Source organism: Aeromonas sp. s11, assembly GCF_040907945.1.
In the GTDB taxonomy this organism is placed as follows: Bacteria; Pseudomonadota; Gammaproteobacteria; order Enterobacterales; family Aeromonadaceae; genus Aeromonas; species Aeromonas veronii.
The window spans coordinates 17,164-44,049 of record NZ_JBFOCU010000029.1 but is presented as its reverse complement, the minus strand read 5'-3'; the positions used below and the strand labels follow the sequence as shown (position 1 = coordinate 44,049).

The 26,886-nt window shown below is 57.3% G+C and carries 20 protein-coding genes; 13 read left to right on the top strand and 7 right to left on the bottom strand.

The window, feature by feature from the left end:
• Positions 1–35: 35 nt before the first annotated feature.
• The gene (locus tag AB5Y84_RS09175) at positions 36–899 is read right to left on the bottom strand and encodes a LysR family transcriptional regulator (RefSeq protein WP_201941892.1); all 864 of its coding nucleotides are present in this window, start codon (positions 897–899) and stop codon (positions 36–38) included.
• Between the two features lie 166 nt (positions 900–1,065).
• Between AB5Y84_RS09175 and AB5Y84_RS09170 the strand changes: the two genes are divergently transcribed.
• The 4 genes from AB5Y84_RS09170 to pflB all read left to right on the top strand — a co-directional run bounded on the left by AB5Y84_RS09170 (position 1,066) and on the right by pflB (position 8,012).
• Positions 1,066–2,499, top strand: coding sequence for a glycoside hydrolase family 1 protein (locus tag AB5Y84_RS09170; protein ID WP_368176805.1), 1,434 nt, complete (start codon positions 1,066–1,068; stop codon positions 2,497–2,499).
• A gap of 193 nt (positions 2,500–2,692) precedes the next feature.
• Complete coding sequence (ycaO, locus tag AB5Y84_RS09165; protein WP_257724991.1) at positions 2,693–4,453, top strand: 30S ribosomal protein S12 methylthiotransferase accessory factor YcaO; 1,761 nt, start codon at positions 2,693–2,695, stop codon at positions 4,451–4,453.
• Between the two features lie 381 nt (positions 4,454–4,834).
• A complete protein-coding gene (gene focA / locus AB5Y84_RS09160) occupies positions 4,835–5,683 on the top strand; it encodes a formate transporter FocA (protein ID WP_005333620.1) in 849 nt (282 codons plus the stop codon).
• A gap of 46 nt (positions 5,684–5,729) precedes the next feature.
• Positions 5,730–8,012: a formate C-acetyltransferase gene (gene pflB / locus AB5Y84_RS09155; protein WP_005333618.1), complete on the top strand. Its 2,283-nt coding sequence runs from the start codon at positions 5,730–5,732 to the stop codon at positions 8,010–8,012.
• Positions 8,013–8,569: 557 nt separating this feature from the next.
• Here pflB and AB5Y84_RS09150 read toward each other — a convergent pair.
• On the bottom strand, positions 8,570–9,004 hold the full coding sequence (locus AB5Y84_RS09150) for a YcgN family cysteine cluster protein (RefSeq protein WP_005346158.1): 435 nt from the start codon (positions 9,002–9,004) through the stop codon (positions 8,570–8,572).
• Between the two features lie 412 nt (positions 9,005–9,416).
• Positions 9,417–9,902, bottom strand: a complete 486-nt coding sequence (locus tag AB5Y84_RS09145) for a cell division inhibitor (protein WP_005333614.1) — start codon at positions 9,900–9,902, stop codon at positions 9,417–9,419.
• A gap of 230 nt (positions 9,903–10,132) precedes the next feature.
• On the opposite strand from AB5Y84_RS09145, the gene AB5Y84_RS09140 reads away from it, so the two are divergent.
• The gene (locus tag AB5Y84_RS09140; protein WP_005333612.1) at positions 10,133–10,330 is read left to right on the top strand and encodes a DUF4250 domain-containing protein; all 198 of its coding nucleotides are present in this window, start codon (positions 10,133–10,135) and stop codon (positions 10,328–10,330) included.
• Positions 10,331–10,705: 375 nt separating this feature from the next.
• Positions 10,706–13,180 carry a glycogen/starch/alpha-glucan phosphorylase gene (locus AB5Y84_RS09135; protein WP_100645704.1) on the top strand — a complete coding sequence of 825 codons (2,475 nt, stop codon included), beginning with the start codon at positions 10,706–10,708 and terminating at the stop codon, positions 13,178–13,180.
• A gap of 64 nt (positions 13,181–13,244) precedes the next feature.
• On the opposite strand, the gene AB5Y84_RS09130 is transcribed toward AB5Y84_RS09135, so the two are convergent.
• The gene (locus tag AB5Y84_RS09130; protein WP_005333606.1) at positions 13,245–14,627 is read right to left on the bottom strand and encodes a DASS family sodium-coupled anion symporter; all 1,383 of its coding nucleotides are present in this window, start codon (positions 14,625–14,627) and stop codon (positions 13,245–13,247) included.
• Between the two features lie 161 nt (positions 14,628–14,788).
• Positions 14,789–15,223, bottom strand: a complete 435-nt coding sequence (gene trxC / locus AB5Y84_RS09125) for a thioredoxin TrxC (protein ID WP_139471756.1) — start codon at positions 15,221–15,223, stop codon at positions 14,789–14,791.
• Between the two features lie 187 nt (positions 15,224–15,410).
• Here trxC and AB5Y84_RS09120 point away from each other — a divergent pair, with 187 nt between their 5' ends.
• From AB5Y84_RS09120 to AB5Y84_RS09105, 4 genes are all read left to right on the top strand, one after another.
• The gene (locus AB5Y84_RS09120; protein WP_368176804.1) at positions 15,411–18,215 is read left to right on the top strand and encodes a response regulator; all 2,805 of its coding nucleotides are present in this window, start codon (positions 15,411–15,413) and stop codon (positions 18,213–18,215) included.
• 166 nt (positions 18,216–18,381) lie between these two features.
• Positions 18,382–20,118 (top strand): ABC transporter transmembrane domain-containing protein, encoded by a 1,737-nt coding sequence (locus tag AB5Y84_RS09115; RefSeq protein WP_368176803.1) that lies wholly within the window; start codon positions 18,382–18,384, stop codon positions 20,116–20,118.
• Entirely contained in the window at positions 20,115–21,866 is a 1,752-nt protein-coding gene (locus tag AB5Y84_RS09110) for an ABC transporter transmembrane domain-containing protein (RefSeq protein WP_279490695.1), read from the top strand. The genes AB5Y84_RS09115 and AB5Y84_RS09110 overlap by 4 nt, the downstream gene beginning before the upstream one ends.
• A 166-nt stretch (positions 21,867–22,032) precedes the next feature.
• Positions 22,033–22,506, top strand: a complete 474-nt coding sequence (locus AB5Y84_RS09105) for a DUF4442 domain-containing protein (protein WP_180342937.1) — start codon at positions 22,033–22,035, stop codon at positions 22,504–22,506.
• A gap of 33 nt (positions 22,507–22,539) precedes the next feature.
• On the opposite strand, the gene ybcJ is transcribed toward AB5Y84_RS09105, so the two are convergent.
• A complete protein-coding gene (ybcJ, locus tag AB5Y84_RS09100) occupies positions 22,540–22,773 on the bottom strand; it encodes a ribosome-associated protein YbcJ (RefSeq protein WP_005361116.1) in 234 nt (77 codons plus the stop codon).
• Positions 22,774–23,033: 260 nt separating this feature from the next.
• Here ybcJ and AB5Y84_RS09095 point away from each other — a divergent pair, with 260 nt between their 5' ends.
• The 3 genes from AB5Y84_RS09095 (at position 23,034) to pdxY (ending at position 25,489) form a co-directional block, all read left to right on the top strand.
• Positions 23,034–23,597: a phaC PHA synthase gene (locus AB5Y84_RS09095; protein WP_337072884.1), complete on the top strand. Its 564-nt coding sequence runs from the start codon at positions 23,034–23,036 to the stop codon at positions 23,595–23,597.
• A gap of 83 nt (positions 23,598–23,680) precedes the next feature.
• Positions 23,681–24,457 (top strand): DUF429 domain-containing protein, encoded by a 777-nt coding sequence (locus tag AB5Y84_RS09090; RefSeq protein WP_337072883.1) that lies wholly within the window; start codon positions 23,681–23,683, stop codon positions 24,455–24,457.
• Positions 24,458–24,625: 168 nt separating this feature from the next.
• The gene (pdxY, locus tag AB5Y84_RS09085) at positions 24,626–25,489 is read left to right on the top strand and encodes a pyridoxal kinase PdxY (RefSeq protein WP_019446110.1); all 864 of its coding nucleotides are present in this window, start codon (positions 24,626–24,628) and stop codon (positions 25,487–25,489) included.
• Between the two features lie 106 nt (positions 25,490–25,595).
• Here pdxY and AB5Y84_RS09080 read toward each other — a convergent pair whose 3' ends face one another.
• Positions 25,596–26,714 (bottom strand): glycerol dehydrogenase, encoded by a 1,119-nt coding sequence (locus AB5Y84_RS09080; protein ID WP_139407812.1) that lies wholly within the window; start codon positions 26,712–26,714, stop codon positions 25,596–25,598.
• Positions 26,715–26,886: the final 172 nt, after the last annotated feature.

The window sequence follows — 26,886 nt, the reverse complement described above, 5'->3', positions numbered from 1 at the left end:
GCGTGGCCGCCATCTGCGGTTTGCCAACGGCGTGTCTATCTTGGCGTCATATCGGCGATGGTTGCCCAGAAGGCATCGATCAAGGGCCCCTTGTTGTGGGGCGGACGGATAAGGCCAATGGTCCAGCAGGCTTCCCCATCTCTAAGGGGCAAGGTGAGTACATCCGGGTGCTCTATGGTGGTGGAGGAGGGGACCAGGGTCCAGGCGATCTCTGCCGCCGCGGTGGCAACACCGGCGGCGAAGTCGTTGACGTACTGGATATCGCGAAAACGCAGCCCGCTCTGGGCCAGATAGTTCATCAGGTGATCGTAAAACGACGGCGCCTTGTCCCGACGCAGGATCGCCAGCGGCTTGTCCACCAGATCCGCCAACTCCCTCACATCGCGGTAGCTGGCGGGTAGTACGGCGACAAAGTGGGCTTCGACCACCGGCAGGGCGTGCCACCCCTTGGGGGCGGGCAGGCGGCAAAAACCGAGATCCAGCTTGCCTTCACTGAGCGCCAGCAACTGGTGGTGGGTGGAGAGATCGTTGAGCTCGATGGTCACTTGCGGCCGCTCGGCGCGAAAGCGGGCAATGGCGGCGGGCACCAGGATTTTGGTGGCCACGCCAAAGCCGATGCGCAGGGTGCCGACATTGCCCGCCAGCACGTCGCGGGCGGTGCGCGAGAGCTGCTCGCTCTGGATGACCACAGCACGGGCATCCTCATACAGCGCCCTGCCCAGTCCGGTGAGGCGAGTGGTACTGGCGTTGCGCTCGAACAGCTCGCCGCCCAGCTCCTCCTCCAGCCGCCTGATCTGTTTGCTCAGAGCCGACTGGGTAACGTGTTGACGCACCGCTGCCTGGCCGAAGTGCAGCACCTCCCCCAGAGTGACGAAGGCTTTCAGATCCCGTAGCTCCATCAGGGCTCCTTTCATTCCTGTTGGGAATGTTGAGTGGTCAAATTTGTCATTGGACGGAATTTTAGAAGTGATGGATGCTTATGCCAATTCATTTCGGGCGCCCCGACAGGGGGCGCCGAGTTATCAGAGATGGCTGACACCATCAGCGCAGAAGGAGCAACACCAGATGCATCACCACAAGTTCAACGACTTCCCGAGCGATTTTCTGTGGGGCGCCGCCTCCGCTGCCTATCAGGTGGAGGGGGGCTGGAATGCCGATGGCAAGGGGCCCTCGGTGTGGGATCTCTTCACCAAGCTGCCGGGCAAGACCTTTGAGGGGAGCAACGGCGATGTGGCGGTGGAGCACTACCACCGCATGGAAGAGGACGTGGCGCTGATGGCCGAGATGGGGCTCAAGGCCTACCGCTTCTCGGTGAGCTGGCCGCGCATCTACCCCACCGGTCGGGGGGAGGTGAACGAGGCGGGGCTGGCCTTCTACGAGAAGCTGATCGATACCCTCTTGGCCCACCAGATCGAACCGGTACTGACCCTTTATCACTGGGATCTGCCGCAGGCGCTGCAAGATGAGTACGGCGGCTGGGAAGACCGACGCATTATCGAGGATTTCGAGCGCTACTGCGTGACCCTCTATCAGCGTTTTGCCGGCAAGGTGAAGTACTGGGTGTCGCTTAACGAGCAGAACTACAACCTGACCAACGCCTATCAGCTCGGCACCCATCCGCCTGCCGTGCAGGATCGCAAGCGCTTCTTTGCCGCCAACCACATCGCGTTTCTGGCCAATGCCCGAGTGATCAAGGCGTTTCGCCAGTATGTGCCAAATGGCCTCATCGGCCCGAGTTTTGCCTACTCCCCTGCCTATCCGGCGTCGTGCGACCCGAAAGATATGCTGGCCTATGAGAACGCCGAGGAGTTCAACAACCTCTGGTGGCTGGATGCCTACTGCTTTGGCCGCTATCCCCAGGCGGCGCTCGCTTACTTGCGAGAAAACGGCGAGGCGCCGGAGATCCTGCCGGGCGATATGGAGTTGCTGCGAGAGGGGACGCCCGACTACATCGGCGTCAACTACTACTACACCCTGACCTACACAGATAACCCCTTGGGCGGTCAGACCCTGCAGCGGATCAACACCACCGGCAAGAAGGGCACTACCCCGTCCAGCGGCATCCCCGGCCTCTACAAGACGGCACCCAATCCGCACCTTGAGACCAGCAACTGGGACTGGGCCATCGACCCGACCGGGATGCGCATCGCCCTGCGTCGCCTCTCTTCCCGCTATGGTCTGCCGCTGATGATCACCGAGAACGGCCTTGGCGAGTTCGACAAGCTGGAGGTGGGCGACAAGGTGAACGATGCGTACCGCATCGATTACCTGCGCAGCCACGTCAAGGCGTGCCAAGAGGCGATGCAGGATGGGGTGGAATTGCTCGGCTACTGCGCCTGGTCGTTCACCGACATCCTGAGCTGGCTCAACGGCTATCAGAAGCGCTACGGCTTCGTCTATGTGGAGCGTGACGAGCAGGGGGGCTCCCTTCGCCGGATCAAGAAGGCGAGCTTCCACTGGTACAGCCAGGTGATTGCGAGCCAGGGCAAGCAGCTCTGACGGTTTATCGCGTCGCGTAACCAGCGGGCCCGGGCAATCCCCGGGCCCGCGCTGTTTGTGGCGGGGGAGCGGGGGCAAGCCGGTTTCTCACCGTGCGACTCATCCCTGTTTACTGATTTTTGTCCTGCCAAAGCCGCCGACCCCTGCTATTATCTGCGGCCGAACATGAGCCAATAAAAATCAGGATATCGTGATGACTGACCACACTTTTATTCCCGGCAAGGACGCGGCGCTGGAAGACTCCATCGAACGCTTCCAGACCAAGCTGCAAGCCTTAGGGTTTGATATCGAAGAGGCCTCCTGGCTCAACCCCGTGCCGAACGTCTGGTCGGTGCATATTCGCGACAAAGAGTGCGCCCTCTGCTTTACCAACGGCAAGGGTGCCAGCAAGAAGGCGGCCCTCGCGTCTGCCCTTGGCGAATATTTCGAGCGTCTCTCCACCAACTACTTCTTCGCCGACTTCTATCTGGGCGAGCAGGTCGCCAACGGCGATTTCGTTCACTACCCGAACGAAAAGTGGTTCCCCATCGAGGGTGACCAGTTCCCGGCCGGTCTGCTAGACAGCTTCACCCGCAAGTTCTACAACCCGGACGGTGAAGTGACCGCCGACATGCTGGTGGATCTGCAGTCAAACAACGAAGAGCGCGGTATCGTCGCGCTGCCGTTCGAGCGTCAGTCCGATCACGAGACCGTCTACATCCCGATGAACATCATCGGCAACCTCTATGTCTCCAACGGCATGAGCGCTGGCAACACCAAGACCGAAGCGCGCACTCAAGCGCTCTCCGAGGTGTTCGAGCGCCACGTGAAGAACAAGATCATCGCCGAGGCCATCAGTCTGCCGCTGATCCCGGACGAGGTGATTGCCCGTTATCCGGGAATTGCAGCCTCCATCGCGGCGCTCGAAGCGGAAGGCTTCCCCATTTACAGCTTCGATGCCTCTCTGGGGGGACGCTATCCGGTCATCTGCGTGGTGCTGCTCAACCCGAGCAATGGCACCTGCTTTGCCTCCTTCGGTGCCCACCCGCGCTTCGAAGTGGCCTTCGAGCGTACCGTCACCGAGCTGCTGCAGGGCCGTGGTCTCAAGGATCTCGACGTATTCGTGCCACCGTCATTCGATAACGAGCAGGTGGCGGATCACCACAACCTCGAGACCCACTTCATCGACTCCTCGGGCCTTATCAGCTGGGATATGTTCAAGCAGGATGCGGACTTCGAGTTTGCCGATTGGGACTTCCGTGGCACCTCGCAGGAGGAGTTCGATCACCTGATCGGCATCTTCCACGAGCTGGAGCAGCCGGTCTATATCGCCGACTACGAGCATCTGGGTGTCTACGCCTGCCGCATTCTGGTGCCGGGCATGTCCGACATCTATCCGGCCGAAGATCTGCTGCTGGCCAACAACAATATGGGCGCCAACCTGCGCGAAGTGATCCTGGCGCTGCCATCACTTGATTGGGATGCCGAGCAGTATATGGCGTTGTTTGATCAACTGGATGAAGAGGGGCACGACGAGCGTACCCGTGTACGCGAGCTGCTGGGCATCGCCGCTGCCAAGGGTACCGCGCTGCACACCCTGCGCGTTGGCGAGCTGAAAGCCATGCTGGCGCTGGCCGCCGGTGAGCTGGAGACCGCACTGGATCTCATCGACTGGACCATGGAGTTCAACCAGTCGGTGTTCACTGCCGAGCGTGCCAGCTACTACCGCGCTTTGCGTGCCTGCGTCGAGTTGTTCCTCGACGAGGAGCGCGACCCCGAGCAGTATCGCGCCGTCTTCACTCGCATGTATGGTGAAGAGACGCTGGCACAGGCATGGGCCAACGCCAGTGGCGAAGCTCGCTTCCACGGTCTGGAGGCGGCCGACCTGTCGCTCTCCCAGTTCCCGCTGCACCAGAAGCTGCTGGCGGCCTACGAGAAGCTGCAGAAGGCCAAGCGAGCCCATCACTGGGCGTGATTGTTGCTGTAAAGGAAGGGGCCGTGTGGCCCCTTCTGTTTATCGTGCGGCAAAGCACGGGATTGTTATTCAAAGATGAAATAAAAAACAAAAAATACCCCTAAGGGGGTTGATGGCAGGGCAGGGGATGTGCTGTCGATCTGCAAAGATATCTTGCCAATGCCACATTTCCATGCTCTAGAATAAATTCTTTAAAATCATTGCATTAAAAATGTGATATTTCTGTTTCAGCTGATACCTGGTGTAAAGTGGCGTAGCCATCGCACTAAAATATTTGTAGTAAAATTACATTCGCACTCTGATAAACTTGATCAATGTCAATTTTGGCTATTTGGCCCTTTGTTATGATTTCAACAGGCAAAACATTCAGGTAGAAAATAATTGAAAGCTGAATCTCCATTCGATTGTCTCAAGCCCGAAGCCATCGCTGCACTGGCTGAAGACATCACCTATGCCAAGGCTACCAAGCCGGCATACAAGGTCATTCCACTGGCCATCACCGCAGGCGCTTTCATCGCCATCGCATTTATCTTCTACATCACAGTGACGACCGGAACCGGCTCCATGCCTTGGGGTATGGCCAAGTTGGTGGGCGGTCTCTGCTTCTCTCTCGGACTTATTCTCTGTGTGCTGCTCGGTGCCGAGCTGTTCACCTCCACCACCCTGACGCTGGTGGCCAAGGCTGCCAATCGCATCAGCTGGGCTCAGCTGCTCAAGAACTGGGGGCTGGTCTACTTCGGTAACCTGATTGGCGGTCTGCTGATGGTGGCGCTGATCATCGTTTCTGCAGAGTACACGGCCGCAGATGGTCAGTGGGGCCTCAATGCCCTCAAAGTGGCCCAACACAAAATTCACCACACCTTCTTCGAAGCGGTGGCGCTGGGTATCCTCTGTAACCTGATGGTATGTCTTGCTGCCTGGATGGCTTTTGGTGCCCGCAGCGCGACTGACAAGGTAGTGGTTATGCTGCTGCCGGTTGCCATGTTCGTTGCATCAGGTTTCGAGCACAGCATCGCAAACATGTTTATGATTCCGGTTGGTATCGCTATCCACAGCGTGGCTAGTCCGGAATTTTGGCAGGCCATCGGCCAGGATCCGGCAACCTTTGCTGACCTGACCGTATCCAACTTCGTCCTACACAACCTCATCCCCGTGACCATCGGCAATATCATCGGTGGTGGCGTGATGGTTGGTCTGACTTACTGGTTTATCTTCCGTCGTCATCATTAAGGATGATTGCGGGATACTACATCAATACCGTGTGAGGTAATGAAAAATGGCAGAACTTAACGAACAGTTCCAAAAAGCATGGGAAGGCTTCGCGGCCGGTGAATGGCAGACCTCTGTCAACACCCGTGACTTCATCCAGAAGAACTACACCCCGTATGAAGGTGACGAGTCCTTCCTGGCTGGCGCGACCGAAGCGACCACCAAGCTGTGGGACAAGGTCATGGAAGGGATCAAAATCGAAAACCGCACTCATGCGCCGGTCGATTTTGATACTGACCTGCCCTCCACCATTACCGCACACGATGCCGGTTATATCGATCAGAGCCTGGAGCAGATCGTTGGTCTGCAGACTGACAAGCCGCTGAAGCGCGCCATCATCGCCAACGGCGGTATCAAGATGGTTAAAACTTCTTGCGAAGTGTACGGTCGTCAACTGGACCCGATGGTCGAGAAGATCTTCACCGAATACCGCAAGACTCACAACCAGGGCGTGTTTGACGTTTACACCAAAGACATCCTGAACTGCCGTAAGTCTGGTGTTATCACCGGTCTGCCGGATGCCTACGGCCGTGGCCGTATCATCGGTGACTACCGCCGTGTTGCTCTGTACGGTGTTGACTTCCTGATGGCCGACAAACTGGCCCAGTTCAAGTCCCTGCAAGCTGACCTGGAAAACGGCGTCAACCTGGAAGCCACCATCCGTCTGCGCGAAGAGATCTCCGAGCAGCACCGTGCCCTGGCACAGATGAAGGTGATGGCTGCCAAGTACGGTTGCGATATCTCCGTACCGGCCAAGAACGCCAAAGAAGCCGTACAGTGGACCTACTTCGCCTACCTGGCGGCAGTCAAGTCCCAGAACGGTGCAGCCATGTCCTTCGGTCGTACCTCCAGCTTCCTGGATATCTACATCGAGCGTGACCTGCAAAAAGGCCTGATCACCGAGCAAGAAGCCCAGGAGCTGATGGACCACATGGTCATGAAGCTGCGTATGGTTCGCTTCCTGCGTACTCCGGAATACGATTCACTGTTCTCCGGCGACCCGATGTGGGCGACCGAGACCCTGGCTGGTATGGGCGTTGACGGCCGTACTCTGGTGACCAAGAACAGCTTCCGTATGCTGAACACCCTGTACACCATGGGCCCGTCCCCTGAGCCGAACCTGACCATCCTGTGGTCCGAGAAGCTGCCGGTCGGTTTCAAAAAGTACTGTGCCAAGGTATCCATCGAGACCTCTTCCGTTCAGTACGAGAACGACGATCTGATGCGTCCGGATTTCAACAACGATGACTACGCCATCGCTTGCTGTGTATCCCCGATGATCGTTGGTAAGCAGATGCAGTTCTTCGGTGCTCGTGCCAACCTGGCCAAAACCATGCTGTATGCAATCAACGGTGGTATGGACGAGAAGCTCAAGATCCAGGTCGGTCCGAAAACCGAGATGGTCAAGTCCGAGTACCTCGACTACAACGACGTAATGGATCGTCTGGACCACTTCATGGATTGGCTGGCCAAGCAATACGTTGCTGCGCTGAACATCATCCACTACATGCACGACAAGTACAGCTACGAAGCCTCTCTGATGGCGCTGCACGACCGTGACGTATATCGCACCATGGCGTGTGGTATCGCTGGTCTGTCCGTAGCCGCGGACTCCCTGTCTGCCATCAAGTACGCCAAGGTCAAGCCGATTCGTGACGAAGATGGCGTTGCCATCGACTTCGAAATCGAAGGCGAATACCCGCAGTTCGGTAACAACGACGCTCGCGTCGATGATATCGCCTGTGACCTGGTTGAGCGCTTCATGAAGAAGATTCAGAAGCTCAACACCTACCGTGGTGCTGTTGCTACCCAGTCTGTTCTGACCATCACCTCCAACGTGGTATATGGCAAGAAGACCGGTAACACCCCGGATGGCCGTCGTGCTGGTGCTCCGTTCGGCCCGGGTGCCAACCCGATGCACGGTCGTGACCAGAAAGGTGCTGTTGCTTCCCTGACTTCCGTAGCCAAGCTGCCGTTCGCTTACGCTAAAGATGGTATCTCCTATACCTTCTCCATCGTACCGAATGCACTGGGTAAAGATATGGAAGCCCAGAAAGCCAACCTGGCTGGCCTGATGGACGGTTACTTCCACCACGAAGCCAACGTAGAGGGTGGTCAGCACCTGAACGTGAACGTGATGAACCGTGAAATGCTGCTGGACGCCATGGAAAACCCGGAGAAATATCCGCAGTTGACCATCCGCGTATCCGGTTATGCCGTTCGCTTCAACTCTTTGACCAAAGAGCAACAGCAAGACGTCATCACCCGTACCTTCACTGCTTCTCTGTAATCGAGACATAGTGAGCAAAAACCGGCGCCAAGGCGCCGGTTTTTTTATGCGTGCGATTCAGGGGGAGTAATCATCCCCTGTAAATCGCCTCCAGTTCCATCGCAACCACAACAGTTGTTACTGGGTATTCGAAGAGGATTAAGGGGAGGGGCTCACCAGGATTGACCTAGGCCCCGTCTGTAATGCGATTATGCTTTATTAGCGCTCTAAGGGGATAGGCGGTTGCTTTGCCTGCCATTGCATCAGTGTTGCTATGGCTCGTGGAACAGCTGATCAGGTTTAAGGGGTGAACAGAGGCGCCATCGCGGGTATCAAGCAATACCCATAAGCCTGTGACTATGGAATCATTCTCTGCCTCTGCCTCTGCCTCTGCCTCTGCCTCTGCCTCTGCCTCTGCCTCTGCCTCTGCCTCTGCCTCTATCTCTCTCAATGCGCAGCTGGGAGGGGGGCTGGTTTAGCCAGCCAGATATGTGTGAAGCTACAAACCCTGCTTGCAGAAACAACAAGGGCTGCACATTGTGCAGCCCTTGCCTCTGGAGAATAGCGGGTTGAGCGTGTCAGCTGGCCCAGGTGATGATGTGATCGATCCATTCACCCGCCTGATCCTCGTGAATGACCTTGCCACGGACGGATTGACCTGCCTGATGCATCGCGGAGCGACTGCCGGTCAGCAGAGGATGCCACTCTGGCAGAACGTCACCCTCAGCCAGCAGACGATAGGCGCAGGTTGAGGGGAGCCAGTCATATTCGGCGATCTTGTCATGGGTGATCTGCAGACAGTCAGGCTCTTTTTTGAAACGATTGGCGTAATCAGAGCACTGACAGGTCTTGGTGTTAAGCAAATTGCAGGCGACATTGGTGAAAACCAGTTCGTCGGTATCTTCATCGATCAGCTTGTTGAGGCAGCATTTTCCGCAACCATCGCAGAGGGATTCCCATTCGGATTCAGTCATCTGCTGCAGACTCTTGGTCTGCCAAAAGGGGGCTTGCATCATACCGCTCACTTATTACACCTGATAAAACGCGTGGTTATACCCCTTGTTACCCGGTATTTCAAGGAGAGGGTCACTCCGGTGGGCAAATTGTCGTGACCAGCTCAAATGAATGCAATGACTTTCAGCCTCATCATATTGCTCAAACGGGTTCGCTGGTGGGCAGGAAGTCCCGCAGGTTTGAATACTTGGGCTGCATGATTGTCCAGTTCAGGTTTTATTTTCTGCTTCTTTATCCGTTACATCTTTTGATGTTTGTCTGCTTGCAGCAAGCAGGGTCAAATGATCTCCGATGCCTACCGTCAGGCTGTTGCAAGCTTGTCTTTCAAATAAAGCCGCTGGTCACATATTGTTTGCGCCCTTCTGTCACTGCGACCCGCGGGAGAGCCTGCGTAGGCGTGCGTTTTTTGTCTTAATGATTGAGATAGATATCTTGCTCTGCATAGGCCAGCAGAGGTGTGCCGAGGTTAGTCCGTTTCGCGCCAAAGAAGCGGGTGAGTACGCCAGATTGCTGTCCCAGTCGCTGCAGCTTGACGTGATCCAGCTCTATCTGCTCGGGTAGCCAGGTAAATACGGCGGCGCAGTGACCATTGCCCAGACTGCGCTCCAGGGTTTGCTGCCAGTTCTTGATTTTGGGGCTATGTACCACCAGCACTCTCTTGGGATCGATACCTCGCTCTTCCAGACGGCTGACTGTGGGGCGTCCCGGCGGGGCGATCAACAAGATCCAGCCGGTATGAGCCTCCCCAAGCTTTGTCAGCTCGCTCAGAAACTGATCATCAGACTGGATAGTCACACCATAATGAGCCAACTCCGCTTTGCAGGCGGTTCTGGTTGGCCAGGGCTTGCTCATGACACGATTCATCGCAAAGGGCAGTGAGTGCAGGGGCTGGTTCATATATGGGGTTCCTGTATGAATATCCAAGCTGTATGTGCATACAGTAGTTCTATCCTGTGGCAGTGACAAGATGTTTTTGCTGAAAAATGTGATGGTGTTGGCATGTGTCGTTAGTAACGTTATGTTTTTAAACGTTATTTAATATAAAACTTGCTGGGCGTTTTTCGTACTATGGACAAACCTTGCGTAACCGCCCATGGTTATACAGGTCATTTACAGGAGGTGCCGCCATGGATATCAGTACCTTGCAACGTCTTGATGCCAACATCTTGCTGGGCATCATCAATGAGAAGCTAAGGCTTGAGTGTGACGGGTTGGAGGAGTTGCTGGCCTATTACGATATGAGTGAAGAGCAGTTGGCAGGACGTCTGGATCAGATTGGGTACCATTACGATCCATTGAGTAATCAGTTCAAGGCACATCTTTAAGGGTGCAATGATTGCTTCATATTTATACGGTAATTTTTCAGGCACATTGAAACCGGTTTCAATGTGCCGTCTTGCTGCCTATTTTCAGGGATTTTCAAGGCTTGGCAATCTCTGAAAACCTATTCATGCCAGAATATTTTTATTGTTTCATTAAGCTTATGATAATAAAGGGAATGTTTGTTTTGATGCGATCAATTAAAGGAAAGGGTTTTCAAGCTTTTCAGGCTGTTTTTATCGGTTAAAGTGTGACTTGCGTTAACTTTTAATTCTGCCGCTTTAGTTAGTATTCTCACGCCGGTACATATTTTGAGATAACAACAGCGCCGGTCCCGCAAGCGGGATAACAATTTTATTTGTAACGAAGGAATATGGTTTATGGCTACCAAGAAGAAGACAGACCAGGATCTCCAACTGGATAAAGATCAGCTCAAGGCGAGTATCGTGCGTCACCTGCGTTCTACCTTGGGAACAAGCGAACAGAAAGCCTCTCCCGAAGCGTGGTGGAAAGCCACTGCTGCGGCTGTCAATGAACAGGTGTACGAGCGCCTGACCCGCACTCAGCAGACTCATTTCAAGAAAGATACTCGTGCGATTCACTATCTCTCTGCTGAATTCCTGATGGGACGATTGACTTCCAACAACCTGCACAACCTCTCCCTCTACAAGACTTGCGAAGAGGCGCTGGGCGAACTCGGTCTGGAACTGACCGACCTGTGCGAACAAGAGCCGGACATGGCACTTGGCAACGGCGGCCTGGGTCGTCTGGCTGCCTGCTTTATCGACTCGCTGGCCACTCTGAACTATCCGGCGGTTGGTTACGGTATCCACTACGAACACGGCCTGTTCCGTCAGGAAATCCAGGATGGCCGCCAGATCGAGCGTCCGGACTCCTGGCGTGAATATGGCAACCCCTGGGAGATCTGCCGCCCCGAGTCGGTGCAAGAAGTGCCGCTCTATGGCTACGTCGAGACCGTGTTTGGTGACAATGGTGGCCTGAAGAAGGTATGGCACGCCGGTCGCAAGATTAAAGGGGTGCCTTGGGATATTCCGGTGGTCGGTTTTGGCGGTCACACCGTCAACATCCTGCGTTTGTGGGAATCCCGCGCCTCCGAGTTTTTCGACTGGGACGTGTTCAACGCCGGTGGTTACATCGACTCTCAGGCTGAGAAAGCCCAGGCCGAGACCATCTCCAAGGTGCTGTATCCGAACGATGAGACCGATGCAGGTAAAGAGCTGCGTCTGATCCAGCAGTACTTCTTCTGTGCTTGCTCCATCAAGGACATCATGCGCCGCTACAAGCGGGTCCATGGCAGTGACTTCAGCAACTTTGCCGCGCAAATTGCCATTCAGCTTAACGATACTCACCCGACTGTCGCCATCCCGGAACTGATGCGGGTGCTGGTTGACGAGGAAGATCTGAACTGGGATGCCGCTTGGGCTATCTGCTATCAGGTCTTCTCTTATACCAACCACACTCTGCTGCCGGAAGCGCTGGAGAAGTGGTCGGTCAGCCTGTTCGAGAAAGTACTGCCTCGCCATCTGGAGGTGATTTACGAGATCAACGCCCGCTTCCTGAACGAGTTGGTGGAGCCCAAGTGGCCGGGCAACGATGCTATCAAAGCCAAGCTCTCCATCATCGAAGAGGGAGATGTGCGCAAGGTTCGCATGGGCAACCTGTGCGTGATTGGTTCGTCCAAAGTGAACGGTGTGGCCGAGATCCACTCCAAGCTGGTGAAGGAAGATCTCTTCCCCGAGTATGCCGAGCTGTGGCCGGAAAAAATGTGCAACGTGACCAACGGGGTGACCCCGCGTCGCTGGCTGCTGGCGTGCAACCCGGAACTGGCTGGCCTCTACAACGAAGTAGTGGGCAAGGAGTGGCCGCTGCAACTGGACAAACTGCGTGGCGTGGTGAAGTTTGCCGACGACAAGGCGTTCCAGCAGCAGTTCATGACCATCAAGCGTCACAACAAAGAGAAGCTGGTCAGGGTCATCAAAGACGAAACCGGTATCGATGTCAGTGCCGAGGCGATCTTTGACGTTCAGATCAAGCGTCTGCATGAGTACAAGCGCCAGCAACTGAACCTCATTCACATCATGGCACTCTATCGTCGTCTGCTGGCCAACCCGGACTATGACATGCATCCGCGCGTGTTTATCTTCGGCTCCAAAGCGGCGCCCGGTTACAAGCTGGCCAAAGACATCATCTATGCCATCAACAAGCTGGCGGATCGGGTCAATAACGATGCTCGTATCCAGGGCAAGCTGAAAGTGGTGTTCATGCCGAACTATCGCGTGAGTCTGGCCGAGAAGCTGATCCCGGCAGCAGATGTCTCCGAGCAGATCTCCACTGCAGGTTATGAAGCATCCGGTACCGGCAACATGAAGATGGCACTCAACGGTGCAATCACCATCGGGACGCTGGATGGGGCCAACATCGAGATCGCTGAAGAGGCGGGTGCCGAAAACTGTGCCATCTTCGGTCTGAACGTGGACGAAGTGAAGTCGCTGAAGGCGCGTGGTTACAACCCGTACGACTTCTACTATGCCAACTCCGAGCTCAAAGCCGTGCTGGACTGGTTTGATACCGACTACTTTACGCCTGGTCGTCCGGGTGAGCTGGCTTCCATCAAGCGCTCCTTGCTGGAAGGGGGAGACCCTTACCTGACCCTGGCGGACTTCCAGTCCTACTCGGATGCACACAAGCTGATCGATACCTGGTATCGGGATCCGGCACTGTGGGCGAAGAAGGCCATCATCAACTCGGCCACCATGGGCAAGTTCAACTCCGACCGCTCTATTCAGGACTATGTGGATCGGATCTGGGATCTGAAGGCCTGCAACATCGGCTAATCGGATTCATAAATGAGAAAACCCCCGCAATGCGGGGGTTTTTGTTTATTGGGGGGGAGGTGGATCAGAGGATATCGCCAACGAAGTAGGCCAGCAGGGCGAGCAACACGGTAAAGACCACGTTCAGAGCCATACCGGCTTTCATCATCTCCCTCTGGCGGATGTGGCCACTGGCAAAGACGATGGCATTGGGCGGCGTGGCGACTGGCAGCATAAAGGCACAGGAGGCACCGATAGCGATTAACACAGACATCACCACAGGTGATACACCCAGTGCCTCGGCGACACCGGCAAACAGGGGAACCAACAGTGCGGCGGTGGCGGTGTTGGAGACCAGCTCGGTCAGGAACACCACGAAGGCGGCCAGCATAAGCAACACGACAAAAATGTTGGCGTTGGAGAGCACGGCCGACAGATGGCTGGCCAGGAAGGCGCTGGTACCAGTGGCCTTGAGAATGGCGCTCAGGGTCAGACCGCCGCCAAACAGCATCAGCACGCCCCAGTCGGTGTTCTGGTTGACGTCATCCCAGCTGGCGACACGGCTGACCACGATGGCTACGATGGCGCCCATGGCAATCAGGGTGTCGAGTTGCGGAATACCGCCAAAGGCGTTGGAGATGGGTTGTGAGCCGATCCAGAGCACAACGGTGGTCAGGAAGATTGCCAGCGTCACTTTACGCTCGCGTGTCCAGTTGATGGTGACATCCTGGATCTCGACGCGGTGGCTGAGACGCGGGCGGGTTACCAGATAGAGCAGGGCAATGCCGCAGGGCATCAGGATCAGCACTACTGGAACACCGAATTTCATCCAGTCAGTGAAGCCAATCCCCATCTGGGCGGCTGCGATGGCGTTGGGTGGGCTACCCACTAGGGTGCCGATGCCACCGATACTGGCGCTGTAGGCGATCCCCAGCAATACGAAGACGAAGGTGGCGCGCTCTTTTTTGCTATCGAGGCGTGCCAGCATACCGATCGCCAGTGGCAGCATCATGGCGGTGGTAGCGGTGTTGCTGATCCACATCGACATGGCGGCTGTGATGGTAAAGAGCAGGATGACGCCCCAACCCAGATGACCATTGGCCAGGTGCATCACCTTGCCTGCCATCAGGGTATCCAGTCCCTGTTTTGAGAGGGCTGCCGCGAGGGCGAAACCGCCAAAAAAGAGGAACAGGATCGGGTTGGCAAAATCGGTGAGGGATTTGCTCATGTCAAACACCCCGAGCACGGTAGCCAGCAGGGGTACCAGCAGCGCGGTGATGGTGACGTGCAGCGCTTCGGTCAGCCAGAGGATGGCAATAAAGACCAGAATGCCCAGCCCCTTGTTGACCATGGGGTCAAACGGGAGCCAGGCGAGCATGGCACAAAGTAGCAAGACATCCAGGATGACGATCCCTGATTTGATGTCCAGCCAGCGAGATGGAGCAGAGGGTACAGCTGATGTGTGCATAATGTTCTCTCGGTTAATTTATGGTTGTTTTTGTGTTGCCGAGATTACATCCATTCACTTGTTTGAAACAGACTCACATGTTGAAAATCAGCCTCTACTCACATACTCATTGATAAAAATGAGGAAATGAACACATAAATAAAACATGTGCGAAATATAAATCAAACATCCATGAACTGTTCCAGCCACTGCTTGAACATGTTCTTGGGCAAGGAGCCATTTATCTGGTTCACCAGTTTGCCCTGTTTGAAGACCATCAGGGTGGGGATGCTGCGAATGGCGTAACGGGCGGCAATGGTGCTCTGCTGCTCGGTATCGACTTTGACAAAGCGCATCCGTGGTTCGAGTTCATGGGCAACCTCATGAAATACCGGAGCAAACTGCTGGCAGGGGCCGCACCAGCTGGCCCAGAAATCGACCACGACCGGGATATCTGAGTTGATCAGGGTATCGAAGTTATCCGCATTCCCGAGGCAAGGGGTCTGGCTGAACAGGAGGGCTTTGCAGCGCCCGCATTTGGCAGATGTATCGATATGGGTAACGGGCAGGCGGTTCCTGGTAAAGCAGTGGCTACAATAAGTAGTGATAAATGACATAATTGGTTCCTTCTAAATCAGCTCTGGCCGGGGATATGATGAGAAGCCAGAATGAAGCAATCGCGAAACAATAGCGAAATATCAGAGCAATAACGGTAACACAGTGCCCAGCGGGAGTGGATAATTCCCCCAGGGTTCATTGCCTGACCGGATAATTCAGCGACCACCAGATGAGAGTCGAGACGGGATGAATAAAGGATCACGGAAAAACCGTGCTGTGCCAGGGCTGATTGTTGCCCTGCTGCTTGCCTTTTCGGGCTACTGCTGGCAGTCGCTCCGTCAGCAACAGCAGGCCCACAACCTGAACGAAGCGGCCGAGGTGGTGCTGAACCGGATTAACGCCGATACCCTCTATCTGCTTGGGCGGGAGCAGGCCAATGACAGCAATGTCCAGCAGCGCCTGAACCAGTTATCCATCACCCTTGACGGTTTTGTACGGGAAGTCAGAAGCGATCCCGAGCTGGTGCAAGACGATCTCTCCCAGGCACTGCTTGAGGACATGGACACCTATCTGATGGCGCTGGCCAGGCTTCATGCCATTGAGATGGCTATCGAGTACCTCAATGCGCCCCTGCAGGCCCAGATTAAAAAGGTGCGGGGGATAAGCCCGTCAGACAGTGCGCTTCATCGCGACCTGGAGGAGCTGGCGCAACTGAGCAACTATCTGCAGCGCAGTTGGGACAAACGTGAACAGACTACGCTGGACCAGCTGCAACAGCAGTTGCAATCCCGTTATGGCAACTTGCCGGAGATCGCTACCCTGATCCGCCTGAGCAAGGAGATGAGCCAGCAGGTGATTGCCTATCACACCTTGCGTTACCAGCTCATCGACATGCATGTGATCGAGAGTCTGGTGCGCTGGAAACTCGACAAGCTGGAGCGCGCCTCCTCTTTGATGAACCGCTTCTATCTGATGGTGCTGTGCGGGGCTTTGATCTGCTTTGCGCTGGTGGCCTTCACCCTGTGGCGCCGCAATCAGAAGCTGAGCGAGTTGTCGCGCCAGACCGGCTTGCTGGCCCAGGCCAAAAGCGATTTTCTGGCCAACATGAGCCACGAGATCCGCACCCCCATGAATGCCATCATAGGTTTTAGCTCGCTGGCACTGCAGACCGAATTGGATCAACAACAGCGGGACTATCTGGGCAAGATCAAATCCTCATCCGATACCCTGCTGCTGCTGATCAACGACATCCTTGATTTGACCAAGGTGGAGTCCGGCAAGCTGACGTTGGAGGAGATCGACTTCGATCTCAGTGAGCAGCTCGATTCGCTGGCGGGCATGTTTGCCGATCTGGCGGAGCGCAAACACGTGGAAGTGGTTATTCGCAAGTCACCGGAGGTGCCGGTCTTCTTGCGTGGGGATCCCTTGCGATTGGGACAAGTGCTGGTCAATCTGGTGAACAACGCCATCAAGTTTACCGAACGCGGTGAAGTCGAAGTCTGCATCGAGCTGGCCAATCCTCACCCAATGCGGATCCGCTTCAGTGTGCGCGATACCGGCATCGGCATTGCCGAAGAGAAGCAGACCCAACTGTTTCAGGCGTTTACCCAGCTGGAGGCGGGCAATACCCGCAAATATGGCGGCTCGGGGCTCGGGCTCAATATCTCCCAGCGGCTGGTGGAGCTGATGGGGGGGCGGATCACCGTAGAGAGCAAGCCTGGCGTCGGCTCTCTGTTCAAGTTCGATATCCCGATGGCGCAGGCGGTCTACGGCGTGGCTGGACGGAAAGTCTTCTTCGAGAACCAGCCGCTGGTGATGGTGATGGATGACAACGAACTGGTGCTGGATCTGGCCCGGGACATTCTGACTCGCGCGGGAGTGCGAGTGCTGCCGGTTAACTCCCTTTCCCGCGCCCGTCAGCTGCTCCGTGAAGAGGGACCGAATCTGCGGTTGGCGATCCTCGACTGGCGCATGGGTCAGGAGGATGGGCTCGATCTGGCGCTGGAGATGTATCAGCACAGCCAGTGGCGGCGGATCCCCATCCTGATGATCAGTGCCTGGGCCAGAGAGGGGCTACACGCCCGGATGGATAGCATGGGGCTGACCCATTTTCTGCCCAAACCGATGACCGAAAATGCCCTGCTGGCCAAGGTGGACGAGCTGCTCAACGGCAGCTCCTACGAGCTCAACCTGCGCAAGGCCGAGGCACAGGGGGATCAGCAACACTTCAAATCCCTGTTGCAGGGTACCCGAGTGCTGTTGGCGGAAGACAACCGGGTCAATCAGCAGCTCATCATTGAGTATCTGCGGCGCGTCGATGCGGTGGTGTGTGTGGTCAGCAATGGTCGGGAGGCGGTGGAGCGGGTCGCCGAGCAGCCTTTTGACGTGATCCTGATGGATTTGCAGATGCCGGTGCTGGACGGACTCGATGCCACCCGCCAGATCCGCAAGATGGTCGACAAACACGATGTGCCCATCATTGCCCTCACCGCCAGTGCCATGCCCGGTGACAAGGAGCGTTGCCTGGGGGTGGGGATGAATGGCTATGTCACCAAGCCGGTGAGCAAGCTGGATCTCTACAACAACCTGCTGCAGTGGGTAAAGCCGCAAGGGGTGGAGCAGGCGGGGATCATGGAGGTGAAACCGCCGGATATGATCGGGATCCTCGATCTGCAGGATGCACTCAAGCGGCTGGAGCAGGACAAGGAGGCGTTGCAGATCCTGTTCAAGCTGTTCATGTCGGAGCACAAGGACGATCTGTGGGAGATCCGCTCCGCCCTGCGCCGTCAGCAGCCCGAGGTGGCCAGCAAGCTGCTGCACACCCTCAAAGGGGTGTCTGCCAATATCTCGGCGTCCCGTCTGCAATTGGTGGCTGGCGAGCTGGAGTGGCGCCTGCGACAAAACGAAGTGCTGAGCGAGACGGATCTGGAGCAGTTGCAACAGGTCTTTAGCCAGACCCGGGAAGAGGTGTCACACTTCCTGTTGACCGGTGAGCAGCATGAAAATTCGTATAATCCCTATTCATCAGGGGATGATCGCATGTCACAGTGAATTAAATAGTAATTATTCTCAACCATCCCGGTTCGGGATATGATGAGCTTTCGTTCGAATCGCCTCCAGCCGGAGGCGATTGTTTTCATTCTTCTATTTCTGCGTGGCTTCTCTGATGGCCGCTCCTTGGAGCGGTCACGGGCAGAGAGCGCTAAAGGTTGGTGGTGTGAGCGTATTTCTACGATTGAGCTGGTTTTTCAAGGAGCAGTGGCCCCGTTATCTGGCCGCCATCTCCCTGCTGCTGATGGTGGCCCTGTTGACCGTTATTCCGCCCAAAGTGGTGGGCTGGGTGGTGGATGGCATCACCAGGGGTGGTCTCGACAATGGTACCCTGATGCGCTATCTGGCGGGGCTGTTTGGTCTGGGTGTGCTGATTTATCTGCTGCGCTACGTCTGGCGGGTGATGCTGTTTGGTGCCTCTTACCGTCTGGCCTATGTGTTGCGCAATCGCCTTTTCAGCCATTTCACCCGGATGAGCCCCGATTTTTATCAGCGCCACCGTACTGGCGATTTGATGGCCCATGCCACCAATGACATTCAGGCTGTGGAGATGACCGCTGGCGAAGGGGTGCTGACTCTGGTGGACTCCATCATGGTCGGGGTATTGGTGCTCTCCATCATGTGCAGCCAGTACTCCTGGCAGTTGACGCTGGTCTCCTTGCTGCCGCTGCCGGTGATGGCCTATTTCATGAACCGCTTCGGCACCCAGATCTATACCCAGTTCAAGGCGGCGCAAGGGGCCTTCTCCAGGCTCAACAACAAGACCCAGGAGGCCCTTTCCGGCGTGCGGGTGTTGAAATCCTATGCGGTTGAATCGCTGGAAGATGAAGGCTTTGCCGAGCTGACCAAACAGGCGGGGGAGCGCAATATGGCTGTGGCCCGCATCGATGCCAAATTCGATCCGGTCATCTATCTCTGTATCGGTTGCTCCTACTTCCTCGCGGTGGCGGGGGGCAGTGTGCTGGTGCTGCGCGATGAGTTGACCCTGGGTGAGCTCACCAGCTTCACCATGTACCTTGGCCAGCTGATCTGGCCGATGTTTGCCATCGCCTGGCTGTTCAACATCATCGAGCGGGGCAGCGCCGCCTACTCCCGTATCGAAAGCCTGCTGGGGGAGCGTAGCGATATCGAAGAGCCCGCCCAGCCTGCTGCGTTTACCTCTGCCTTTCCTTTGCAGATCACAGGGGTGAGCTATCAACTTGAGCAGCGCACCCTGCTTGCGGATATCGACGTTACCCTCAAGCAAGGGGGGATGCTTGGGGTGGTGGGGCGCACCGGGGCAGGCAAGAGCTCCCTGCTCAAGCTGTTGATGCGCCTTGCCAATCCGACTCACGGTTCGATAGCCATGGGGGGCGTACCGATTGACCAGTTGCCGCTCGCCACACTGCGCAGCCAGTTTGCCTATGTGCCGCAGGAGCCATTCCTGTTTTCCACCACTATCGCCGCCAATATTGCCCTCGGCAAACCCGATGCGAGCCGCGAGGAGGTCGAACGGGTGGCGCGCATTGCCTGTGTCCACGATGATATTGTGCGTTTCCCCAAGGGCTATGAGACCGAGGTGGGGGAGAAAGGGGTGACCCTCTCCGGCGGTCAGAAACAGCGGCTGGCCATTGCCCGCGCCCTGCTGCTGGATGCGCCCATTCTGGTGCTCGATGATGCGCTCTCGGCGGTGGATGCCCACACTGAGCAGCAAATTCTGCATGCCCTCAAAGCCCATCGTCGCACCCTGATCCTGGTCAGCCATCGCATGACGGCGGTGGAGCAGGCCGACGAGATCCTGGTGCTGGAGCAGGGGACCGTTAGCGAGCGGGGTCATCACGGTGCCCTGATGGCGCACAATGGCTGGTATGCAGATATGGTGCGTTACCAGCGTCTCGAAGAAGCGGTGGAGGAGAGCCTGTGAATCCGACCATTAAACGACTGCTCGCCTACTGCGCCCAGTATCCTCGCTGGCTTATTCAGGCGGGGATCTGTTTGCTGCTTGCCACCGGCGCCGAAGTGGCCGGACCGCTGCTGATCAAGCTTTTTATCGATGACTATCTGGCGCCTCGCAATATCGTGCTGCCCACCATAGCCCTGATTGCAGCGGGCTATCTGGGTTTGCAGGTGCTGTCGGCGGCGGGCTTCTATTTGCAATCCCTGCGCTTCAATCGCATTGCTCAGGCGGTGGTGCAAACTTTGCGCGAGCAGGTATTTGCTACCGCCATCCGTTTGCCGGCCCGCTACTTTGACAAGCATCGCTCCGGCTCGCTGATTTCCCGCATCACCAACGACACCGAGGCGATCATGAACCTCTATGTGCAGGTGATTGGCTTGCTGGTGCAAAAGGTGGTGCTGTTGTGCGGCATCCTCATCTCCATGGCGCTGCTGGATCTGCGGCTGATGCTGGTCTGCTCCCTGTTGCTGCCCGCCGTGGGCGGGGTGATGTGGCTCTACCAGAAACTGAGTGTGCCGGTGGTGCGAGCGACTCGCAGCCTGCTCTCCGACATCAACAGCCGCCTCAACGAGTCGCTGCAGGGGATGCCGGTTATTCAGGCGATGGTGCAGGAGCGCCATTTCGCCAAGGCCTTTGCCGAGGTGAACCAGCAGCACTGGTCGGCACGGATCAAGAGCCTCAAGATCAACGGCATTTTGCTGCGCCCGCTCATTGATCTCTTCTACATGATGGTGCTGATCGGTCTGTTGGCGCTGTTCGCCCATGAGGGGGTGAGCCACGCCGGTGCCATTCAGGTGGGGGTGCTCTACGCCTTTATCAGCTATCTGGGGCGGATGATCGAGCCGCTCATCGAGATGACCAACCAGCTCAACCAGCTGCAGCAGGCGATGGTGGCGGGGGAGCGGGTCTTTGCCCTGCTCGATGAAACCCGCGAGAGCACCGAGGGCGAGCTGCGCCCGCTGGAAGGACGGGTCAGTTTCGAGCGGGTGAGCTTCTCCTACGATGGTGAGCAACAGGTGCTGCGGGAGGTCAGTTTTTCCGCAAAACCGGGCCAGATGCTGGCGCTGGTGGGCCATACCGGCAGCGGCAAGTCCACCATCATCAGCTTGCTGATGGGCTTCTATCCGCTGGATCAGGGGCAGATCCGCTTCGATGAGCACGCACTGGATACCCTGTCGCTGGCGGCGGTGCGCCGCAGCATCGGGCTGGTGCAGCAGGATCCTTTTATCTTCGTCGGCACCCTGGCGGAGAACCTGCGTCTCGGCCGCGCCGGCATAGATGACGCGCGGCTCTGGCAGGCGCTGAGCGAGGTGCAGCTGGCCGAGTTTGTGCGCAGCTTGCCACAGGGGATCAACACCCTGATGGAGGAGGGTGGCAAGAACCTCTCCGCCGGTCAGCGGCAACTGCTCTCCTTTGCCCGTGCACTGGTGGGAGATCCGCGTATCCTCATTCTGGATGAAGCGACGGCCAGCGTGGACTCCCAGACCGAGTTGGCGCTGTCGCAGGCGATCTCTGCCGCCCGTCGTGGCCGCACCACCATCGCCATCGCCCACCGCCTCTCGACCATCGTCGATGCGGACGAGATCCTGCTGCTCTCCCGCGGTCAGGTGAATGAGCGGGGTACCCATGGTGAGTTGATGGCCCTCGGCGGTCACTATGCCCAGCTGTTCGAGATGCAGAGTCAGGGGGCTTGGCTCGAAGAGAAACGCGCCTGAGCGGCACATTTGCTGTAACAGCGACATGAACGACAAAGAGGGAACCGGTGCGGTTCCCTCTGTTTTTGCGTTGGACAAAAGGTCGTAACCGTGAACCCTGTGCTTGTCGAATGGCGCAGATGCAGGCAACATGTCGTTTACATTAACTCATCGGATCAGTTCGCATATGGATTTGCAACGCTTCAAAGCCAATCTGGCGCTCCGGCTGTTTGCCTGGCGCTACATTCCCGTTATCGGGTTTTGTGCCCCGATCATCGAAGAGATGAACGCCAAGGCGCTGCGCATTCGCATTCCCCTTGGCTGGCGTACCCGCAACCATCTGGGCAGCATGTATTTTGGCGCGCTGGCGACCGGCGCCGATCTGGTAGGCGGTCTGCTGGTGATGGAGAAGGGGCGGCAGCGGCGCAAGAAGGTGCACTTCGCCTTCAAGGATGTGCAGGGGGAGTTTTTGAAACGACCGGAGGGGGATGTGCAGTTCGACTGCGCAGCGGGGGAGGAGATTGACGCCATGATCGACGAGTCGCTGGCAAGCGGTCAGCGCATCAATCGCCCCATCCGGGTGGTGGCCACCTGCCCGTCATTGAACGGGGATGAGGCGATGGCGCGTTTTGTGTTGACCCTGTCAGTCAAGGCCAGCTAGCGGGTTGCCGGAGAGTGGCTCCCCGAAACGGGTTTAGCCAATCTCCGGGCTGACGCCCTCTTTCACCACGACCTTCATGCCGTTGAAGTTGACCACCTGTTCGGCCACGATCTTGCAGCGCTTGCGGGTCTCAACCTGACCGTCCACCTCGACCAGCCCTTCGGCAACGAGGGCTTTGGCGGCGCCGCCACAATCGGCCCACCCCTGATGTTTGATAAGGTCACACAAGGCAACGAAGGGGTGACCTTCGAGCAGAAACGTCTCCATGGGAAATCCTCTAGATGGATGAATGCCGGATACAGCAGGGCGACTATTTTAGGCAGTTCGCTCAGGCAAAGAAAGGAAGAGGGGCCACTCGCTGCGAAAAAGTGGCCGATTGTCCTTGAGGTGGCGCTTTCGCAAGACCTGATGGAGAGGTGAGAGGGCCACCCGTGACGTATCGTGACGCACCTCGTCCCTGCTGGTGTGCCCACACTAGCCCCTTACTGTTAGGATCGGGTCACTCTCAATGGCCCAAGGAACTTCCCATGACACTCTCCCGCCTGCTGCTGGCATGCAGCGCCCTGACCCTGTGCGGTGCCGCGCAGGCCAGTACTCCGGTGCAGGTCTCGCTGCCCGGGGTCAATTTGCCCGCGTCCCATCAGGTGGAAGGGGCGCGCGCCTCGCTGCTCTACGGTCGGACCGGTCAGGTGAAGGGTATTGATCTGCCGATCTTCGCCCTCTCCGATGTGGATCAGTTCAGCGGCCTGCAGCTCGGGATCTTTCTCGGTGCCGGTAGGGTGCGCCACCAGTTTGGCGGAGTTGCCATCAACGCCATCAACTGGCACGAAGGGCAGGATACCGGCGTCAATCTGGGGCTGGTCAACCTGACCAACAATGTGCAGGGGCTTAACTGGGGGGCGGTCAATATCGCCAAGGGCAATGCGCTGGCCAACGTTGGCTTCGTCAACTATGCCGAGCGTACCACCTTCCAGATTGGCTTTATCAATGCGACCAAGCACCTCGACGGCTTGCAGATCGGGCTGGCCAACTATGCCGCCAACGGTGTGTTCCCCATTCTGCCGCTGGTGAACTTCCAGAAATCGTTCTGAGTGGGCGGTTCGCTTTGCGTTAAGGGCCTCTGCTGATTACCCTGTGTCTCTTGCAACTTGTGACAGGCGAACAGAGGTAATTGATGACGGCAGGGCAGATGAGTGCAATTGGGATCGGCTGGGATGTGCGTGGCTGGCAGGGCAGTGCCCAGGCGGTGGCCGTGGTGGGCTGGCAGGCCGGTTCCAACCGCCTGCACTGGCTCGGGGTGTCGCCGCTGTTTCGTCTGAGCTCGCGGGTGGCGCCGGATCTGGCCGCTCTGCTGCGTCCCGCCCTGCAAAACGAGCTGACCCTGATGCAGGTAGAAGCCTGCCCGCAACTGGCGCTCGGTATCGATGCGCCGCTCGCTTTTCCCCGCGCCTTGAGGGATCTGCTCAACGGCCAGCCACACAGCTGCGCCGCTCCCGAGCGGGAGATAGATAACCCCTATGCCTATCGCGACTGCGAGCGCTGGTTGTATCAGCAGTACGGCAAGAAGCCGCTGTCGGCCACCTTCGACCGGCTCGGCAACAACGCTACCCTGGCGCTCTCCATGCTGCCGCGGCTCTCGGATCTGCAACTGGTGCCGACCGTTGCCCCGAAGGCCAGTCGCGCCGTGCTGGAGGTCTATCCGGCATTGGCCAAAGTGGGCGGCAAGGCATCCTCGGCACGCCCCGAGCTGGCGGCGCTGCTGCCTGCGGATGTGCAGGTCGGCACCGATCGCTACGATGCGGCGCTCTGCGCCCTGATGGCGCTGCAGTATGCCGCTGGTGGCAAGGTGGCGGTGTTGCCTGAGCTGATTCAGCCCCCCAGCGACATGCCTTGTGATGAGGGATGGGTCTATCACTTTGCCCCTCATGCTGTTGAACGCAACGGGATGTGACGGACGCGGCGCATCATGGCTCCGCTCACCTTGTCGGCGTGGGCCAAATGGCGTAAAAAACCTGTCTTTAGTCAGGAAATTGCCTGTTCATCCCGCGCCAAGGTGGCGCATCGTTATCTTCATCCGATATATTGCCCACCTTGCTGATCCTTTGCTGTGGTATTCCCGATGAAATCCGTTCTCTCTATTCAGTCCCACGTGGTCTTTGGTTGTGCCGGCAACAGCGCGGCCGTCTTCCCCATGCGTCGCCTCGGCATGGATGTATGGCCCATCAACACGGTGCAGTTTTCCAACCACACCCAATATGCCCAGGGGTGGCAGGGAATGGCGATGCCGGCGGGTCATATCAGTGCGCTGGTGAAAGGATTGGGCAATATCGAGGTGTTGAGCCAGTGTGACGCCGTGCTGAGCGGTTACCTTGGCTCCGCCGAACAGGGGGACGAGATCCTGACCGTGGTCAACGCCGTCAAGGCGGCCAACCCCGATGCCATCTACTTCTGCGACCCCGTGATGGGGCACCCGGAGAAGGGGTGTATCGTTGCTCCCGGCGTCACCCGTTTCCTGACCGAGCAGGCGCTGCCGGTGGCCGACATGATGGCCCCCAACCTGCTGGAGCTGGAGACCCTCTGTGATACCCATCTGGCTGATCTGGATCAGACCCGCGCGGCTGCCCATCAGCTGCTGGCTCGCGGCGTCAAGCTGGTGCTGGTCAAGCATCTCGGTCGTGCGGCGCAGGACTCCAGCCGCTTCGAGATGCTGCTGGCCACCCCGCAAGGGGATTACCTGATTGCCCGTCCGCTTTATGACTTTGCCCGCCAGCCGGTGGGGGTTGGCGATCTTATCAGCGCCCTGATGCTGGCGAATTTGCTGGCCGGCCACGATGCGGTCAGCGCGTTCGAGCGCACCAACGCCTCGGTGGATGCGGTGCTGCAAGAGACTTGGCGCCAGCAGGCTTACGAGTTGCAGCTGATCGCCGCGCAAGATGCCTTCGCCCTGCCAGAGGTTGCGGTGCGAGCGGTGAAACTGCCCTGAGTCAGCGCGGACGTTCGTCTATCCCGACAAGGGATGGGATGCAAATGAAAAAGGCTTGCCAATGGGCAAGCCTTTTTACTGTTTGCCTGTTTAGTGCGGCAAGCAATCAGGCGCGGGGATGGCGGAGGCGATAACGCTCAGCCATGGCATTGGCCGCTACCATGGCGGCGTAGACATCCTGTTCACTCACTGTCATTGGCATGTTGCCCATGGTATCGAGAGGATCGCAAGCCAACTGCGCCACCTTGCGCCACTCGTTTTCATCAAAGTGGGTGAGCCCCAGCTCTTGCAGCGTCATGGGCAGACCTGCACAGTCGATGATGCGAAACACCTCATCAAGCTCATGTTGCGGGGCGCGCTCAAGCACGAGTTGGGTCAGCAGGCCGAAGACCACCTTCTCGCCATGCTGGGCACGATGGAGCTCCGCGATCAGTGACATGCCGTTGTTGATTGCATGAGCGGCGGCCAGTCCACCGGCTTCTGCGCCGACCCCGCTAAGGTAGATGGTGGCCTCGATAACCTGCTCAAGCGCCGGGGTCGAGACATGGTGGCGTATTGCATCCATGGCCAGCTCGATGTTTTCACCAAGCAGCTCGTAACAGAGCTGTGCCAGACCAAGGCCAGTGCGTGAAGGGCGCTTGCCGACCAGATTGAGCCCGTCCGCCCGATAGCAGGCGCGCGCCTCGAAATAGGTGGCCAGAGCATCACCAACGCCTGCGGAAAAGAAGCGGGGAGGGGCGGCGGCAATGATCGCCGTGTCAGCCAGCACCACGTCCGGATTTTGCGGCAGGAACAGATAGCGTTCAAATTCACCCGCCTGGTTGTAGATCACCGCCAGCGCCGTACAGGGGGCATCCGTGGAGGCAATCGTCGGGAACAGCACAACCGGACGGCGCAGATAGAAGGCCACGGCCTTGGCGACATCCAGCGTCTTGCCGCCGCCGATCCCGACAATCACGTTCGCACCATATTGCTCTGCAAGGTGGGTCAGGCGGTGGATCTCCTGTTCGGTGCATTCGTAGCGAAACTTGTCGACCACTCCCCTGAGGCCTGCCTGCAAGAGCCCTGCCAAAGCTTCTTCCCGTACCCGCTCCAGAATGAACTCATCGCTGATGAGCAACGCATAGTCACCAAAATCTTTAACGTGCTCATGGAGTTGCGGGAGAAGGTGTTGACCGATGATGAACTTTTTGGGGGAGGTAACTGTACGGGGCAAAGTGGGCATCCATTATTCCTCAAGGCAGTGAACAACATAAATTGATTATCAAATGGGTCTCTTACGATACGCCTGATGAGGCAATAGATGAAGAAGAAAAGGGGGGGCGTTTTAATCATTAATTAATCTTTCTGTTTGTTTGGTTGTTTTTTGGGGCGAGCAATTGGCGGTGTTGAGGCAT

Excerpts from the sequence above, each read along its gene's own strand:
- AB5Y84_RS09175 (WP_201941892.1), bottom strand. The coding sequence starts at position 899 with ATGGAGCTACGGGATCTGAAAGCCTTCGTCACTCTGGGGGAGGTGCTG.
- AB5Y84_RS09170 (WP_368176805.1), top strand. The coding sequence starts at position 1,066 with ATGCATCACCACAAGTTCAACGACTTCCCGAGCGATTTTCTGTGGGGC.
- ycaO (WP_257724991.1), top strand. The coding sequence starts at position 2,693 with ATGACTGACCACACTTTTATTCCCGGCAAGGACGCGGCGCTGGAAGAC.
- pflB (WP_005333618.1), top strand. The coding sequence starts at position 5,730 with ATGGCAGAACTTAACGAACAGTTCCAAAAAGCATGGGAAGGCTTCGCG.
- AB5Y84_RS09150 (WP_005346158.1), bottom strand. The coding sequence starts at position 9,004 with ATGCAAGCCCCCTTTTGGCAGACCAAGAGTCTGCAGCAGATGACTGAA.
- AB5Y84_RS09145 (WP_005333614.1), bottom strand. The coding sequence starts at position 9,902 with ATGAACCAGCCCCTGCACTCACTGCCCTTTGCGATGAATCGTGTCATG.
- AB5Y84_RS09140 (WP_005333612.1), top strand. The coding sequence starts at position 10,133 with ATGGATATCAGTACCTTGCAACGTCTTGATGCCAACATCTTGCTGGGC.
- AB5Y84_RS09135 (WP_100645704.1), top strand. The coding sequence starts at position 10,706 with ATGGCTACCAAGAAGAAGACAGACCAGGATCTCCAACTGGATAAAGAT.
- AB5Y84_RS09130 (WP_005333606.1), bottom strand. The coding sequence starts at position 14,627 with ATGCACACATCAGCTGTACCCTCTGCTCCATCTCGCTGGCTGGACATC.
- trxC (WP_139471756.1), bottom strand. The coding sequence starts at position 15,223 with ATGTCATTTATCACTACTTATTGTAGCCACTGCTTTACCAGGAACCGC.
- AB5Y84_RS09120 (WP_368176804.1), top strand. The coding sequence starts at position 15,411 with ATGAATAAAGGATCACGGAAAAACCGTGCTGTGCCAGGGCTGATTGTT.
- AB5Y84_RS09105 (WP_180342937.1), top strand. The coding sequence starts at position 22,033 with ATGGATTTGCAACGCTTCAAAGCCAATCTGGCGCTCCGGCTGTTTGCC.
- ybcJ (WP_005361116.1), bottom strand. The coding sequence starts at position 22,773 with ATGGAGACGTTTCTGCTCGAAGGTCACCCCTTCGTTGCCTTGTGTGAC.
- AB5Y84_RS09095 (WP_337072884.1), top strand. The coding sequence starts at position 23,034 with ATGACACTCTCCCGCCTGCTGCTGGCATGCAGCGCCCTGACCCTGTGC.
- AB5Y84_RS09090 (WP_337072883.1), top strand. The coding sequence starts at position 23,681 with ATGACGGCAGGGCAGATGAGTGCAATTGGGATCGGCTGGGATGTGCGT.
- pdxY (WP_019446110.1), top strand. The coding sequence starts at position 24,626 with ATGAAATCCGTTCTCTCTATTCAGTCCCACGTGGTCTTTGGTTGTGCC.
- AB5Y84_RS09080 (WP_139407812.1), bottom strand. The coding sequence starts at position 26,714 with ATGCCCACTTTGCCCCGTACAGTTACCTCCCCCAAAAAGTTCATCATC.